General features: G+C 69.4%; 17 protein-coding genes. 9 read left to right on the plus strand and 8 right to left on the minus strand.

What is annotated here, in order from left to right; all coding sequences use genetic code 11:
- Positions 1-40: 40 nt before the first annotated feature.
- The gene (locus QRX50_RS07090; protein WP_285971158.1) at positions 41-1207 is read right to left on the minus strand and encodes a glutathionylspermidine synthase family protein; all 1167 of its coding nucleotides are present in this window, start codon (positions 1205-1207) and stop codon (positions 41-43) included.
- Complete coding sequence (locus QRX50_RS07095; RefSeq protein WP_285974384.1) at positions 1208-1768, minus strand: hypothetical protein; 561 nt, start codon at positions 1766-1768, stop codon at positions 1208-1210.
- Between the two features lie 167 nt (positions 1769-1935).
- On the opposite strand from QRX50_RS07095, the gene QRX50_RS07100 reads away from it, so the two are divergent.
- The 3 genes from QRX50_RS07100 to QRX50_RS07110 all read left to right on the plus strand — a co-directional run bounded on the left by QRX50_RS07100 (position 1936) and on the right by QRX50_RS07110 (position 3911).
- Positions 1936-2937 carry a septum formation family protein gene (locus QRX50_RS07100; RefSeq protein ID WP_285971159.1) on the plus strand — a complete coding sequence of 334 codons (1002 nt, stop codon included), beginning with the start codon at positions 1936-1938 and terminating at the stop codon, positions 2935-2937.
- A 1-nt stretch (position 2938) separates the two neighbouring features.
- Positions 2939-3289, plus strand: a complete 351-nt coding sequence (locus tag QRX50_RS07105) for a metallopeptidase family protein (protein ID WP_285971160.1) — start codon at positions 2939-2941, stop codon at positions 3287-3289.
- Positions 3290-3416: 127 nt separating this feature from the next.
- Positions 3417-3911 (plus strand): hypothetical protein, encoded by a 495-nt coding sequence (locus QRX50_RS07110; protein WP_285971161.1) that lies wholly within the window; start codon positions 3417-3419, stop codon positions 3909-3911.
- Between the two features lie 4 nt (positions 3912-3915).
- Here the strand turns inward: QRX50_RS07110 and QRX50_RS07115 are convergent, their stop codons facing one another.
- Complete coding sequence (locus QRX50_RS07115; RefSeq protein ID WP_353074098.1) at positions 3916-4347, minus strand: DUF4232 domain-containing protein; 432 nt, start codon at positions 4345-4347, stop codon at positions 3916-3918.
- On the opposite strand from QRX50_RS07115, the gene tenA reads away from it, so the two are divergent.
- Positions 4340-5353 (plus strand): thiaminase II, encoded by a 1014-nt coding sequence (gene tenA / locus QRX50_RS49435; RefSeq protein ID WP_353074099.1) that lies wholly within the window; start codon positions 4340-4342, stop codon positions 5351-5353. The genes QRX50_RS07115 and tenA overlap by 8 nt on opposite strands.
- 77 nt (positions 5354-5430) lie before the next feature.
- Here the strand turns inward: tenA and QRX50_RS07125 are convergent, their stop codons facing one another.
- Positions 5431-6048 (minus strand): histidine phosphatase family protein, encoded by a 618-nt coding sequence (locus tag QRX50_RS07125; RefSeq protein WP_285971164.1) that lies wholly within the window; start codon positions 6046-6048, stop codon positions 5431-5433.
- On the minus strand, positions 6045-6950 hold the full coding sequence (gene pheA, locus QRX50_RS07130) for a prephenate dehydratase (protein WP_285971165.1): 906 nt from the start codon (positions 6948-6950) through the stop codon (positions 6045-6047). The genes QRX50_RS07125 and pheA overlap by 4 nt, the downstream gene beginning before the upstream one ends.
- A 98-nt stretch (positions 6951-7048) precedes the next feature.
- Between pheA and QRX50_RS07135 the strand changes: the two genes are divergently transcribed.
- The 3 genes from QRX50_RS07135 to QRX50_RS07145 all read left to right on the plus strand — a co-directional run bounded on the left by QRX50_RS07135 (position 7049) and on the right by QRX50_RS07145 (position 9128).
- Positions 7049-7681 carry a macro domain-containing protein gene (locus QRX50_RS07135; protein ID WP_285971166.1) on the plus strand — a complete coding sequence of 211 codons (633 nt, stop codon included), beginning with the start codon at positions 7049-7051 and terminating at the stop codon, positions 7679-7681.
- 139 nt (positions 7682-7820) lie between these two features.
- Positions 7821-8753, plus strand: coding sequence for a type I pantothenate kinase (gene coaA / locus QRX50_RS07140; RefSeq protein WP_285971167.1), 933 nt, complete (start codon positions 7821-7823; stop codon positions 8751-8753).
- 192 nt (positions 8754-8945) lie between these two features.
- Entirely contained in the window at positions 8946-9128 is a 183-nt protein-coding gene (locus tag QRX50_RS07145) for a hypothetical protein (protein WP_285971168.1), read from the plus strand.
- A gap of 292 nt (positions 9129-9420) precedes the next feature.
- On the opposite strand, the gene QRX50_RS07150 is transcribed toward QRX50_RS07145, so the two are convergent.
- The 3 genes from QRX50_RS07150 to QRX50_RS07160 form a co-directional block, all read right to left on the minus strand.
- Entirely contained in the window at positions 9421-10989 is a 1569-nt protein-coding gene (locus tag QRX50_RS07150; RefSeq protein WP_285971169.1) for a hypothetical protein, read from the minus strand.
- 150 nt (positions 10990-11139) lie between these two features.
- Positions 11140-12429 carry a DUF6880 family protein gene (locus QRX50_RS07155; RefSeq protein ID WP_353074100.1) on the minus strand — a complete coding sequence of 430 codons (1290 nt, stop codon included), beginning with the start codon at positions 12427-12429 and terminating at the stop codon, positions 11140-11142.
- A 319-nt stretch (positions 12430-12748) separates the two neighbouring features.
- Positions 12749-13717 (minus strand): nitrate- and nitrite sensing domain-containing protein, encoded by a 969-nt coding sequence (locus QRX50_RS07160; protein WP_285971170.1) that lies wholly within the window; start codon positions 13715-13717, stop codon positions 12749-12751.
- Between the two features lie 123 nt (positions 13718-13840).
- Here QRX50_RS07160 and QRX50_RS07165 point away from each other — a divergent pair, with 123 nt between their 5' ends.
- Together QRX50_RS07165 and QRX50_RS07170 are read left to right on the plus strand one after the other, a co-directional pair.
- Entirely contained in the window at positions 13841-14161 is a 321-nt protein-coding gene (locus tag QRX50_RS07165) for a nucleotide pyrophosphohydrolase (protein ID WP_285971171.1), read from the plus strand.
- Between the two features lie 67 nt (positions 14162-14228).
- Positions 14229-14903: a Crp/Fnr family transcriptional regulator gene (locus QRX50_RS07170; protein ID WP_285971172.1), complete on the plus strand. Its 675-nt coding sequence runs from the start codon at positions 14229-14231 to the stop codon at positions 14901-14903.
- Positions 14904-14918: the final 15 nt, after the last annotated feature.

Genomic DNA, 14918 nt, shown 5'->3' on the forward strand with positions numbered 1-14918 from the left:
CGATCAGAGCGAACCGTGCAGATCAGGCGGGGAGGTTGTATCACGACTCGGGGATGCGGTGCGGGACGAACGCCGCACCGTCGTCGGTGACCAGCCCGCTCGTCTCGCGGATCCCCAGCCCCGCCGACGAGTCCCCGACGATCCACGCGCCGAGCGCCGGCCGGTAGCCGTCGAACTCGGGCAGCGGGTCGAACGCCTGGTAGACGTAGCCCTCGGCGCCGTAGACGCCGTCGGTCTGGGTCTCGTAACCGGTGGCGACGATCTGCACGTTGGCGCCCTCCCGGCCCAGCTTCGGCTTGCGCACGTACTCCGTGAGCAGGCCCGGGTCGTCGGTGAACGCGGGCAGCAGGTTCGGGTGCCCGGGATAGTTCTCCCACAGCACGGCCAGCAGCGCCTTGTTCGAGAGCAGCATCTTCCACAGCGGCTCGACCCACAGCGTGCGCGGCATCGTCTCCACGGCGAAGCGGCCGAACTCCTCGTCGACCACCCATTCCCACGGGTAGAGCTTCACGACCGTGGACATCTGGGCCTCTTCGAGGTCCACGAACCGCTTGAGCACCGGGTCCCAGCCGATCTCCTCGATCGAGAGCCCCACGGTGTCGAGCCCGGCCTCCGCAGCCGTCTCCTGCAGGTACGCGGTGGTCACGTGGTCCTCACCGGAAGGATCGGCCGACGACCACGTGAAGTGCAGCTCGTTGGACGGCAGCTTGTCGCCGATCTCGCGCCACCGCTCGACGAGCTTCTCGTGGATGGAGTTCCACTGGTCGTCGTTCTCGAAGACGTCGGTCTTCCACTGCCACTGCAGCACCGACGCCTCGAGCAGCGTGGTGGGCGTGTCGGCGTTGTACTCCAGCAGCTTGGCCGGCGACTTGCCGTCGTAGCGCAGGTCGAAGCGGCCGTAGACGTGCGGGTCCTGCCGCTTCCACGACTCGGCGATGTGCGGCCACACCCACTCCGGGATGCCGAAGCGGCGGTAGCCCTCGGTGGTCACGACGTTGTCCACGGCCTCGAGGCACATCGAGTGCAGCAGTTCGACGTCGGCTTCGAGCGAGAGCACCTCGTCCATGTCGAAGACGTAGTGCACCGACTCGTCCCAGTACGGACGCGCCTTGCCGGCGCCGTCGCGCGCCGGCGTGCCGTAGACGAGGCCCTGCTCCTCGACGATCCGCTGCCAGTCGCGCCGCGGCTCGGACCTGTCCCGGTACACCTACGAGCCCCCGCTCTTGCCGGTGCCGCCCGTGCCGCCGGACGTCCCCGTCTTGCCGCTGATGCCGAAACCGCCGCGTTGCACCGATTTGCCCGACTTCGTCGAGACGTTCGTGTTCCCCGACGGCGCGGTGAACGTGCCACCGGACACGCGCTGGCCGATGGTGCCGGTGCCGCCGTAGTTGTAGCGGTACTGCTGGAAACCGCCGCCGACGATCGGGATGAACCAGAAGCCGCCGCTCTGGTAGCCGTGCTGGCTGGTGACGTAGCTCTCATCGCAGAACTGGTCGTTCTGGATCACGCCGTTGGCGTCCGTGCACACGGCGGTCTCGTTGGTCGGCTTGGCGACCGTGTAGAACGTCGCGACCAGCCCGGCCAGGCCGACCGTGACACCGCTGCCGATGAGGATCTTGCGCTTGGTCGCGGCCTTCTGGTCGGCCTTGCGCGCGGCCTCGGCGGCCTCGGCCTCCTGGCGTTCCTGGTCGGCGATCGCCTGCCGGCGGGCCCGCTGCTCGGCGAGCGAGGGCTCCTTCGGCGTTGTGCTCTCGTTCTGGAACCGCATCGAACCGCGCTGGGTCGGCTCCCGTGGTGGCTCTTGGGGTGGCTGGGCCCCGTTGTTGTCGTCCTGCGTCATCTGCGCTCCGTAATCCCCCGGCACCGCGAAGTCTCTTCCCACACTAACGACCCGGGACGCGCACGGCTCGTGCGGCGCGGGCATCATGGGTATCGATGTCTCCCGACGCCGAGCGGTTCCGCTCGCCCTTGCAGACCCTGACCACCCGTGTGGTGATGGCCGGGGTGTTCGTGGGCGCCGTGATCGCGCTGGGGCTGTCCGTCGCGTTCTCGTGGACGGACTCCTTCGCGGGAGGGGCCGGCGGCGGCGAGGGCAAGCTGTCGGCCGCGGCGCAGGAGGCGTTCCAGTCGCCACCAGGCAGCTGCCTGACCTGGAACGCACCGGACGCGTCCGACGTGCGCAAGGTCCCCTGTACCCAGGCGCACCTGTTCGAGGTGACGGGCCTGGCCGACGTCGGCGCGCAGTACAACGCCGACGCGCCGTTCCCGAACCTCGACCAGTGGCAGCAGATCGCGCAGGCGAAGTGCAACGCCGACGTCACGCCGTACCTCGGGCACCCGCTCGACCCGTACGGCAAGCTCACCACCAACCTGCTGCGCCCCAGCGCCGACCAGTGGGCCGACGGCGATCGCCGGCTCCGCTGCGGCCTGCAGTGGGCCGGCCCCGGTGGCAGCCTGCAGCCCACCACCGGCCCGGCGAAGACGCAGGACCAGTCGGCCGTCTGGGCGCCCGGCACGTGCCTGGCACTCGCGGGCAAGGGCGTGGGCGACCCGATCGACTGCAGCCGCCCCCACTCCTACGAGATCATCGCGACGCTCGACCTGGCCACGCAGTTCAAGGACGGCTACCCGGCCCAGGACAAGCAGGAGAAGTGGCTCGACACCGAGTGCCACAAGGCCGCCGACGACTACACCGGCAAGGCGGACCTCAGCGCCAAGAAGCTCGTCCTCGGCTGGGACCTGCGTGAGCAGGAGAGCTGGGACGCCGGCTCCACCAAGGTCAACTGCAAGGTCGCCGCCCCCCTCTCCGACAGCAGCGGGTTCCAGGCCGTCACCGGCAGCGTCAAGGACAACGCCGGCCAGCCCGACGCCGACGGCCCTCCCTCCGACAACGGCGGCGGCCAGAGCAGCCCCGCACCCACCACCGGGTCGCGCTGACATGCCGGTCGAAATGACCCGCGCGCGCTTCGAAGAGCTCGTGTCCGAGGCCCTGGACCAGGTCCCGCCCAAGTTCGCCGACGCGATGGACAACGTGGTCGTCCTGGTCGAAGAGTTCAACGACGAGTCCCCCACCATCCTGGGCCTTTACCACGGCGTCGCCCTCACCCGCCGCACCACGAACTACGCGGGCGTCCTGCCCGACCGCATCTCCATCTACCGCCGCCCCATCCTGTGGATGTGCGCCACGGAGGCCGAGGTCGTCGAACAGGTCCTCATCACCGTCATGCACGAACTGGGCCATTACTTCGGCCTCGACGACGACCGCCTCCACGAACTCGGCTGGGGCTGAGCGGGTCGTTCCGGCGCAGTCCAGATGACGAATCGGCGTCAACGGCCGAAGTACTCCATCGAGAGCAGTGCCCGGCGGGGGTTTTGGTGCTGAAATAGCACATCACCCGGCCGCCGGGAGGACGTGAATGACCGCGCTCGACACCCCACCGCTGCCGGACGACGACCGGCAGGCTCCCCTCGGGGACACCGCCGACAGCGTCGACACCCCCGGTGACCCGGCGCCGGCCGAGAGGTCCCGAAGACCCCTGGTCCTGGCCGCGGCCGCCGGGTTCGCCATCGGGATCTGCGTGACGGGCCTGCTGTGGGGCCTTTCCGGCCAACGCGGCGGCGCCAACGTCGACGCGGTAGCCGCCTGCGACGCCTTCGACCGCGCCGGCCACCTCCCGGACACGACGAGCGGCTACGACCCCGCCGCCTTCACCCGCCTGTCCGACGACGCCGCCCACCGCATCACCGCGGCCTACGAACTGGCCCAGGCCGCAGCGGCTTTCGACGGCCAGTACCAGCCCCTGGCGCAGAGCCTCGCCGGCGTCAACGGCATGGTCCTGTCCGGCCGCTTCGACAGCCGATCCGGACAGGACGACATCATCCGCATCCAGCAACTCTGCGCCAGAGGCTAGGAACTCAGGCCGGCCGCACCGTCTTCACCGCGAGCTGGTTGCCCGGCAGCTTGTCCCCGGCACAACCCGTCCCCGGGTCCGGCAGGAATTTCGACGCCGTCTCCTGCGGCAGGTACACGCGCAGGCCCTTCACCGAAGTCGGCTTGCACACCGCCGGGTCGAAGTTCGCGACCTGCGCGAACTGCACGTCCGCGGCGGCCGACTGGCCCGGCTGCAGCTTGATCGCGTTGCCCTTGGTGCCCTCGCGGAACGCGGCCGGACCGACCTGGTGCCCGTCGTCACCGGTCACGTAGGAGACGCCGGGGAAGCCCTGGATCGAGCAGGGCTTGCTGCTGGAGTTCTTGATCAGGATCGGCCGGTAGACCGAGCCCGCGCCCGCGTCGCCCTGGCCGAGGGAGAGCGTGACGTCGCCGGCCTTGCACAGGCCGTTGTCCACCGGCTGGCCGGACGCCGGCGGGCTGTCCGGAGCGGACTCGGACGAGCTGGCCGTGGGTGCCGATGACGTGTCGGACGTGCTGGCCGACGTGTCGGAACTTGGCGTGTTGCTCGCGGTCGGCGTGGTTCCGCTACCACAAGCCGACAACAGCAGGGCGCCGGACGCGCCCAGCGCAGCAAGAAAGACCAAGGGAATCCGTGGTTTTGTCGTGCTTACCATCTCACTTGCCTCCCCGTGCTGGGTAACCACCGTTCAGTGGACGTGCGACCTCCGCACCGGGTTGCGCCGGCATCGTGAACTCTTCACCAGACGGAAGGCGATCATGACGGGCTTTTCTCACCAGGCATGGCAACACACGGTGAAACTACAACACGCCATGTCGGTCCACCCGTTCAACGAAGAGCTCGCGACCGGCACTTTGTCGCGCGAGCGGTTCCAGTTTTACCTGGTCCAGGACGCGCGTTACCTCGTCGGCTTCGGCCGTGCGCTGGCCGCCGCGGCGGCCAAGGCACCGGAGGTCGACGACGTCGCCTTCCTCGCCGGAGCGGCGCGCGACGCCATCGTGATCGAGCGCGAGATGCACGAGAGCTACTTCAAGTGGTTCCGGCTCTCGGAGACCGATCTGGCCGACATCGAGACCTCGCCGACGTGCGTCGCGTACTCATCGTTTCTGCTGGCCACGGCCCACACGGGCAGCTACGGCGAGCTCCTCGCGGCGCTGCTGCCGTGCTTCTGGGTGTACCAGAGCGTGGGCGCCGGAATCCTCGCGCGGCAGTCGCCCGAAACCGACAATCCGTACAGACCGTGGATCGACACGTACGCGGGCGACGAGTTCGAAGCGACCGTCCGCAAGGGCCGCGACGCCCTCGACCGCGCCGCCGACGCCGCGGGCGAGGCGACGCGCGAAAAAATGCTCGCCGCTTTCACCCGGGCGTGTGAGTACGAGTGGATGTTCTGGGACAGCGCCTACCGCCAGGAAGGCTGGCCAACCGCTGCCGTGAGGTAGCGGGGACCGGCCAACACCGTCAGCGGGGGCTCGCTCAGCCACGACCGCGAGATCGCGCGCCTCGGCGGAGCCGAGGCCTACAACACAGCATCCACCCAGGTGAGGCAGCGCCAGGTGCCGTCGGGTTCCGCGAGGAGTTCGACGACGCCCGTGTTCGGGATGAGCGCGCTGCTCGCCAGGTCGGCGGGGACGTTCGGCGCCAGGAACTCCGCACCGAGCCGGATGGCGCCGCCATGGCTGACCAGCACGACGATGCCGTCCGGGTCGGTCTGTTCGTGTTTCGCCCGCAGGTCGTCAGCGGCGCCGACCATGCGGGCGCGCACCTGGGCGCCCGATTCGCCGCCGGGGATGGCGACGTCGAGGTCGCCCTCGGTCCAGCGCTTGGCCGTCTCGAGGTAGGTCCGGATCGACTCGGCGTCGGTGGCGCCTTCGAGGTCACCCGCGTCGACCTCCTTCACGCCCTCGATCACCTGCACCTCGAGGCCGAGCACCTCGGCCAGCGGCGCGGCCGTCTGCTGCGCGCGTGTGGCCTGCGACGCGTACACGGCCACGATCGCCTCCGCGGCGAGCCGGCCCGCGAGCGCCTTCGCCTGCTCCTGCCCCAGCTCGGTGAGCGGCGGGCCGGGCAGCGCCGTGTCGAGCGCACCCCGCACGTTGCCGTCGGTCTGGCCATGGCGGACGAGGAACAGCCTCACGCGCCTTCTCCCTTCAACACGGCGTCGACCCAGGCCTGGGCCTCGACGAAGTCCTGGTTGCCCGCGCCGGGCTCGACGGTGGCGGCGACGTCGTCGGCCCTCGGGTGCGAGCCGAGGAACCGCAGGTGGCAGCGGCGGCGCAGCGCGGCCATCGCGGAGACGATCCGCGGCTCGGCGACGTGCCCCTCGAAGTCGATGAAGAAGCGGTACTCGCCGAAGTTGTTGCGGGTCGGGCGCGCGTCGAGCCGCGTGAGGTTGATGCCGCGGCTCGCGAGCTCGGCGAGCAGCTCGGCCAGCGTGCCGGTGCGGTTCACGGCCGCCGCGACGATCGACGTACGGTCGGCGCCCGTCGGCTCGGGCAGCTCGCCGGGGCGACGGACCAGCAGGAAGCGCGTCTGCGCGTCGTGGACGTCGGCGACGCCCGTGGCCAGCTCCTCCAGCGCGTAGTGCTCGATGGCGACCGGCGCGGACACGGCCGCGTCGTAGGTGCCCTCGACCACGCCGACAGCGGCCGACGCCGTGGACGAGGACGCCACCACGGTCGCGCCGGGCAGGTTCGCCTCGAGCCACTCACGCACCTGCGCGAGCGCGTGCGGGTGGCTCGCGACGGTGCGGATCTCGCCGCCACCGGGACGAGTCAGGACGCTGAAGTGGATGGGCAGGATGGTCTCCGCGACGGCGACCAGGGGGTCTCCGTCGCTGAGCCCGTCGAGCGTCGTCGGTACGACGCCCTCCACGGAGTTCTCGATCGGTACGCACGCCGCGTCGGCGGCGCCTTCGCGGACGGCCGTGAGCGCCATCCGGACGGTCTCGTAGGGAGTCAGGTCCTCGCCCGGCGCGAGCGCACGGGCGGCCTGTTCGGTGAACGTGCCCTGAGGGCCGAAATACGCGATCCGCAACACGACCGCCAGGCTACTTACCGCACACGTGTCGGTTTTCACTCGGACAGCCGGTACGCCAAATGGTTACGCCGGGTGGCTTTTTTTGCCATGCTTGAACCGTGACCGCCGAATCGGGCACACACACCGGGCGCGAGGACATCGGCCCGCCGGTTTCGTCCCGGACGCCGGAACTCGTGTTGTGCGCCGTCGATGAACCGCTCGCCGCCGCGTGGACCCACGCCCTCGGCCGCCTCGAAACCGAGGCCGCCTCGGTCCGGGTGCACCGCGGTTCGGTGCTGGACGTCGTCGCCCAGGCCGTGGTGAGCCCCGCCAACTCCTACGGCTGGATGCGCGGCGGGATCGACGCCGTTTACGCGCGCGCGTTCCCGGGCGTGGAGCAGAGCGTGCGCAGTGCGGTCTTGGCTTCGTACGGCGGAGAGCTGCCCATCGGCGAGGCAGTGATCGTGCCCACGGGCGAGGCCGAACCGGCGTGGCTGATCAGCGCGCCGACCATGCGCGAGCCCGGCGAACGCCTGCCCGCGGACACCGTGCACCCGTACCTCGCGGCGCGCGCGGTGTTCCTGCAGTGGCAGCACGGGATGCTCGAGGAAGGGCCCGTGCGCGAGGTCGTGGACACCATCGCGATGCCCGGCTTGGGCACCGGCGTCGGCGGCGTCGACCCGGCCACGTGCGCGCGCCAGGTGGCCGCGGCGTGGGAGGAAGTTTTCGGCCGTCGCCGTAACCCTCGGTGATCGTGGTGGGCAACGGTTCGGACCGCGTGCAGCACATCACAGCGCGTTCACGCGCGGTAGGCCCTACCGTTGATGGAGCGTTACTCGCAAGGTAGTGCCCAGTACGGAGCCAGCGCAGGCGACGGCCGAGGAGTGTGCGATGCCACGGGTCCGTGAACTCAGTCCCTACGTCGAGCTTCACCGGGAACAGTGGCGCGAGCTGCGCAGCTCGACTCCACTGCCCCTGACCGCCGATGAGCTGGTTCGGCTGCGGGGTCTCGGTGAGCAGATCGACCTGGCCGAGGTGGCCGACGTCTACCTGCCGCTCTCGCGGCTGATCAACCTGCAGGTGAAAGCCCGGCAACAGCTGTACGAGGCCACCACCACGTTCCTCGGCGAAGAGTGCGTCAGCACGAAGGTGCCGTACGTGATCGGCGTCGCCGGCAGCGTCGCGGTCGGCAAGTCGACCACGGCCCGCATCCTGCGCACGCTGCTCGCCCGCTGGCCCGACCACCCGCGCGTGGACCTCGTGACCACCGACGGGTTCCTGTACTCCCGCGACGAGCTGACCCGCCGCGGCATCATGCACCGCAAGGGCTTCCCGGAGAGCTACGACCGGCGCGCCCTGCTGCGCTTCGTCACCGAGGTGAAGTCCGGCGCCGAGCACGTGTCGGCGCCCGTGTACTCGCACCTCGCGTACGACATCCTGCCCGGCGAGGAACAGGTCGTGGAGCGCCCGGACATCCTCATCATCGAGGGCCTGAACGTCCTGCAGCCCGGCCCCCGCCTCACCGTGTCGGACCTGTTCGACTTCTCCATCTACGTCGACGCGCACACCGACGACATCGAACGCTGGTACGTCGAGCGCTTCCTCAAGCTCCGCCACACCGCGTTCTCCGACCCGGCTTCGCACTTCCACCACTTCGCCGGCCTGGACGACGACGAGGCCCGCGAAGAAGCCCGGCATCTGTGGACCACGATCAACGAACCGAACCTCATGGAGAACATCAAACCGACGCGCCCGCGGGCCACGCTGGTGCTGCGCAAGGACGCCGACCACTCCATCAACCGCGTGCGCCTGCGCAAGCTCTGACGGTGTGTTCGACCGCTCTTTCACCCACATAGCCCTCACCAGCCCCACATCCTCACCCTCCGCCCCCCGACCTCGGCCGATCGGCCAGTTCGGGGGGCGGCTTCGTAACCAGTTGGCCGATACCGGGCGAGCCTCGTGAAAGCGACCCTGAACAGAAGGGAAATTCGCAACTGACCTGGGAAGGAGGCCCCGGTGTTCTCAATCGTCCTCACGTGGGTCGGCGCAGTACTCGGGCTGGCCCTCTTCGTCGCCATGGCCGCCAGCACCTTCCTGGTCGACCTGGACGAAGCCTGGCGCGAACGCCGCCGCAAGGCCGCCACCGCAGCCGCCACCGTCCCTGTCCCCGCGGTCCCAGGCCACACCCCAACGGCATAAACAACAATGCCCCAGCCACACCGGCCGGGGCATTCTTTTATGCTGCTTTTGTCTTTCCATCACCCACACAACCGCACCAGATCCACACACTCACCAGTGCACCCAGACCCGGCCCTGCACCTCGCCTTCCACGCGGTCTGGACTATTTGTCAAGGTACTCTTTCCTGCCTTGACAAATAGTCCAGCCCGTAGTGACACTAAAAAATCGGGGTGCCCCCACTCACCATCCCGGCGCAATGGTGCGCTCCGCGCGCCGAGCCGCCCAACTCACCTGGGATCGAGCCGCCTGCGATCACTCAACCGCAGTCAACGCCTCCCGATACCCTTCCAAATCATAATCCAACCGATCCTCATCCTCAGCCTCTTCCAGCTGCCCCTCCAGCACAGCCACCAGCTCCCCCAGCACCTCTTCCCTCGTCAACCCCTTCTCGATCAGCTTCTGAGCCGCCACCCAGACCTCTTCCGGCGAGTCCTCCCAAAGCTGATCCACCACCGACGTCTCCAACGCCAGCCTCAACCCGTCAGCACCATCGAACTCGTCATTCGCCAACGATTCGTGATACTCCGGATGCCCACCGATTACCAGCATCCGCCGCTGCTCGGGATCCGACGGGTCCAAATCCGTCAACTCCTCATCCCCGATCACCGTGGACAACTCCGGCACCGCAAACCGTCGCCGCTCCACAACCCCCAAGACTTCTTCAGCGGACTCCGTCCCATCCAGATAATCCGAAACCTCATCCTCTTCGGACTCATCTTCATCGGACAGATACTCCGCCAGATACTCCTTCACATCCTCGACAAGCGCAGCCGAGGCAACCTCCGACAACCCACCCCGACCCGCAGCCCACGAAGCCCACGCCAGCACCACCGGCGGCACGAGATCCTCGTCCTCGACCTCGTACTCCCCACCCAGCAACGACTCCAGGAACCGCGCCAGCTTCTCCGGCCCGACGCGCAGCGGATCCGCCGGCTCCGTCCGGCACCCGTGGTCCACCAGCAGCCGCGCCACCGACCGCGCCGCCTCGACATCGGCGAACGAAATCTCCGCGAGGAACTCGTCCACGATCGCGTCGCGCCGCGCGTCCGGCCACTCCTCCACACCGCGACCGGCCGACGGCTCCGGCAACGCCCGCAGCCACGCCATCGCCACGGCGTGGAAGCGCGTGTAGTCCTCGCCGACGTCGGGCTCGTCCATGCCGTCGGTGGCGGCGATGCCGTCGAGTAGCAGGCGGTGCGCGTCGGCCGGCTCGACCTTCTCGAGCACCACGAGCTCACCATCGTCGGTGATCTGCGTGCGCATCTCCGCGAGGACCTCGTGCGGCTCGTCGATCACCACGAGGTCGCGGACGCGGCCGAGCTCGGTGAAGTCGAGCAGCGCCAGCAGGCCGAGCGTCGCGTCGCCGCGGGAGAACGTGCAGAGCAGTGAGGACTCGTCGCCGTAGACGTCGCCGGTCCGCCAGATCTCACCGACTGTCACGCGGCCGACCTCACCGGCCCACTCGGGCTCGGGGATGCCGCGGGAGAGCACCACGGCGAGCGCCTCGGCGGCCGCCGTGCGCTCCTCGTCGGTCTCGGCCAGCACCTTCAGCGCGGCCAGCAGCGCCGCGGCGCCGGGCGTGATCTTGCGCTGCGCGAACGCGATGAGCTCCAGGCCCAGCTGCTCGCCACCCTCGGGCTCGCCCTCGATCGTGAGGTCCCACCACTGCCCGAGCACCTCGGAGGCGAGGAGCTCGACGTCGAACGGGCCGGGCTCCGCCGCGACGGCGGAGAAGTCCCGGAGGACGTCCTTGAACAGGCCGTTCACGCTGGGCGTGGCGGGCTGGGGGGTCTTCTTGCGGGCGCGGCTCACCGGACTCATGCGGAACATCGTTGCATCGCTGGTGCGGGCGCGGATCCGCGGGACGCGCGGCCGCGGTGGCCCCGGGCGCGGTATCCGCGACCGGCCAGGGAGCCGGCTGCGAAGAGGGACCACCGCGACGTCGCGGAAAAGAGCTACGTGCGAGGTGTTTCAGCTGGTCAACGAGCCAGAAGCCGGAAGGTTACGCGGTTTCGGCAACGCGATCCGCGCCGCGCGCACTTCCGCGATCAGGCGCGTCTTGCGCCGGTGAACGCTCACCAAGTCGGCCAGGTACCCGGTGAACTCCTCCGCCGTGCCGGCGCGTTTGTGCAGCGTGCGCAGCTTCTTCAGGTGCTTCGCCGCTTCACGGTAGGCCTGCGGGTCCTTCTGCTCGATGAGGTGCTCGATCTGGCTGCGGTAGACCGGGATCGTCTCGGCCGGGTGCGCGACCTCGCGCGACGCCGCCAGCTCCACGCGCAGCGCCAGCGACCCGCCGAACCGCACGCACGCGCGCCACGCCTCGTCGGGCCGCTCCTCGGCGAGCAGCGCCCGGGCGAGCTCTTCGGCGCCTTCCTCGCTGTCGGCCGCGCGCTCCCTCAGCCGCGCGAGGGCCGCGACGCGCTGCACCGACCACACACCAGCTTCGACAGCCGCCTCGCGCAACGCCGTGTACGTGACGTTGCCCGGCGCCTCGTCGAACTCCTTGCGCCGCAAGGCGACCGTCTCGTCTTCAGGCTCGGGCCTCGAGGCTTGCGTCTTGTGCGGCGTCAGCGCACGGGCCGCGTGCGCGATGGCCTCGCTGTGCCGCCCGGCCGCCCGCAGCACCCGCACGATCTTCAGGCTCACATCCACCCGCGGCGGCTTGGCGGAGAGGATTGCAACCAGCGCGTCCACGTCCCCGCGCACCTCGGCGAGCTCCTCCAGCAGACGCTCCGCGACGTCCCGGCGATACCCCGTCGGCCCGGCTTTCAGTATTTCGTCCACAGTAGACTTGACCCGCTCAAGTCCCTTTTCCCCCAGCGCCTCGGCGAAATCCGCCAGCGCGATCGCCGGCCTCCCCGGCCCGTCGAACTCCACTTCCAGCAGCCACTCGGCCAACTGCTCGGGGTCCGGCGGCCGCGCCGCACACGCCCGCGCATACAGCTCGACGGCGAAGTCCAGCTTGTCCCCGAGGTCACCGGAGGGATCCCCGGACTGCTCCAGCACCTCGCCGATGTCATCCACCGTCCGCCGCGCGAGCGGCGCCAGATCCGCCGGGCTGCCCGCATCGAGCAACCGCTCCAGCGTGTCCAGCACGGCGCCCACCTTGGCCGTGTACTCGACATTGCCGTCCTGCACCGCCGTATCCAACAGCCGATGCGCCTCCGCCACCTCACCCGATTGAGTGGCGCACCGCAATTCCAGCGAATGCCGTAACTCAGGGTCACGCCGCGCCTGGGCGTACAGCAGGTCCACCAACATTTCCGCGTCCAACGTACGCAGGTAGGGCCGCAGATCCGGGGAGCACTCACGCGCACCAGTCTGCCCCATGCCGTTCGCCGCGCGTGTGGGCCAACTGCGTGCTCTTTCCGGCCTAACCACGCACCGGGGGTGACCTGTGGTTCTGGCCGGTTGGGGCTGTGGCGGGCTGGTGCGTGGGGCTCGACGAGGTGGCGTCTCGTGGGTTGGTTGGGGGCCGTCGCGACCGGTCCCCAACCAACCCACGGTGCGCTCGCGCCTCGCGCCTCCCGCCGCGGGGTTGGTCCCACGCCGCGGCCGCAGGTCTATGTCCTGCCTCAGCTCAGCGAGTCGTCGCGCCGCTGCGTGCTGCCGCGGCCCGGTGCCGCGGCGCTGAGCGTTGCCGCAGGTCCGTCGCTCGCCCGGTCTCCGGGGATTGCTGCGCCACCGTGTTCCGCCGCAGCCCTGTCTCTTCCTGCACCTCGGCCGACCCCAGCGCTGCATCCTTCCGCGCCACCAGCGCCAACCGCCCTGGGTCCGTGAGTCGATCGGCGAGCCGAACCGCCACCGCCATCACCACGCCGGCGAACACCACGATCGCCACCCCTCCGGCGAGCGCCCCGCCCAAGGTGCGGTGAGCGTGATCAATCGTCATCTGCACCGCGAAGTTGTTCTGCTGAGCGAAGAGCTCTCCCAGCCCACGCCCTGCCACCGCCGTCGCCGCGCGCCACGTCGGTAGGGCGACCGGCAGCGGCGCCGCGTCCGCGAAGGCGTTCTCGACCGCCGTCAGCGTGCTCCAGTCCTCCCCGCGAACGAGCGCTTCGTACCGCGCCCGGTCACTCTGCGTGAGCCTGCCCGCCGCGCTCGTCAGTGTCGTCCGGTACGCGCCCACGGCGTCCGTGAACAGCCGCCGCGTAGTCTCATCCAACCCCGCCAGCGCGAGAGAATCCGCTCGGTACAACCCTTCCGTCGCCGCCAGCAGGTCCACGGCCGTGTTCTGCTGGTAGGCCGTCTCCGCGTCCGGCGCCGCCCGGGTGAGTTCGCGCAGGCTGGCAATCGCGTCGTCGATACGCTGCGTGTAACTCGTGTACTCAGCCAGCCGGTCGCCCGCGAGCAGCGCGTTGCCGCGCCACTCCTGCAACCCGACCGCGGTCCGCGTCACGTCGTTCGACGCCCGCGCCGTCTCGTCCGCCAGCCCGCGCACGTGATTCGCCTGCTGCACCAGGAAAATCCCGATCACCAACGCCACCAGCACCAGCGCCGCACCGGGCACGAACGCGATCAGGACCACGCGGCTGCGCAGGTACTCCACGGCCGTTCCTTCCGCTTTTCCCCAACCCGGCCAACCACGCTAGGGAGACCGCGGCGCCAGGGTCAACGAAAGTCCGCCATACGGCCGTTAGCCCACCGTGACCCCCGTGGTACGCAATCTCCCGTGACTCTCGACGCGCTCACCCAACGCCTCCGCGACTTCGCCTCCGCCCGCGGCTGGGAACCGTTCCACCACCCGAAGAACCTCGTCATGGCCCTCTCCGGCGAAGTCGGCGAGCTCATCTCCCTCTTCCAGTGGCTCACGCCCGAAGAAGCCCGCGAATACCGCTCCGATTCCACCCTGACCACCAACGTCCGCGACGAAATCGCCGACGTCCTCCTTTACCTGATCCAACTGGCCGACTCCCTCGACATCGACCTCCTCGAAGTGGGCAACGCGAAGGTCGACCGCAATGAGACCCGCTTCCCGCCCATGCAGCGCTGACGCGCCGTCACACACACCCAACCTTTGGTTGATACCGCCGCATTCCGACCTGGGAGAAACTGGTCAAGTGGACGGTTCCCCTCCGGCGTTTTCGACCTGGATCGGGCAGACCACCCTCGACGAGTTCAGACAGGTCGGGGTACACCGCGAGTTCGACGCCGGCGAGCTGCTCTTCATGGAGGACAGCGCGCCCGGAAACGTGCTCCTCATCGAATCCGGCCTGATCACCGTGTACGCGACGGCGAACGTCGGCACCGAGCTGATCCTCGGCATCTACGGCCGTGGCCACCTGTTGTGTGAGGTAAGCGCGCTGGAGCAAACGCCTCGGTCCGCCTCGGGGCGCGGCCGGACCGCCGGTGCCGTCACAGAGATCTCCGGCCTCGCCTTTCGGGCGTTCGTGGCTCGCCATCCCGAGGCCATGCGCTACATCCTGACAGCGGTCCGGCTGCGCCTGCGCAGAGCCGAGCGTGAACGGCTGTCCTACCTTTCCGTCGACGTACTGGGCCGGGTCGTGCGCACCCTGCTGGCATGGGCGGAGTCGTTCGGCACTCACGCCGGCGGTCAGGTGACAATCAGCGGGTTCTCGCGCCGCGAACTGGCCCAGACCGTCGGCGCATCACCCAAGTCGGTCGACGAAGCGCTGGCCGCGTTGACCGCCAACGGTGCTCTGCGAACCGGCCGGCTGCGTTTCGTCTTGAGTGATCTCCCTCGCTTGCGGGCCTTGGGAAGCGGCGACAATTAGCACGGTTTGTTCCCG

It is taken from the genome of Amycolatopsis sp. 2-15, assembly GCF_030285625.1.
GTDB classification, from domain to species: Bacteria; Actinomycetota; Actinomycetes; order Mycobacteriales; family Pseudonocardiaceae; genus Amycolatopsis; species Amycolatopsis carbonis.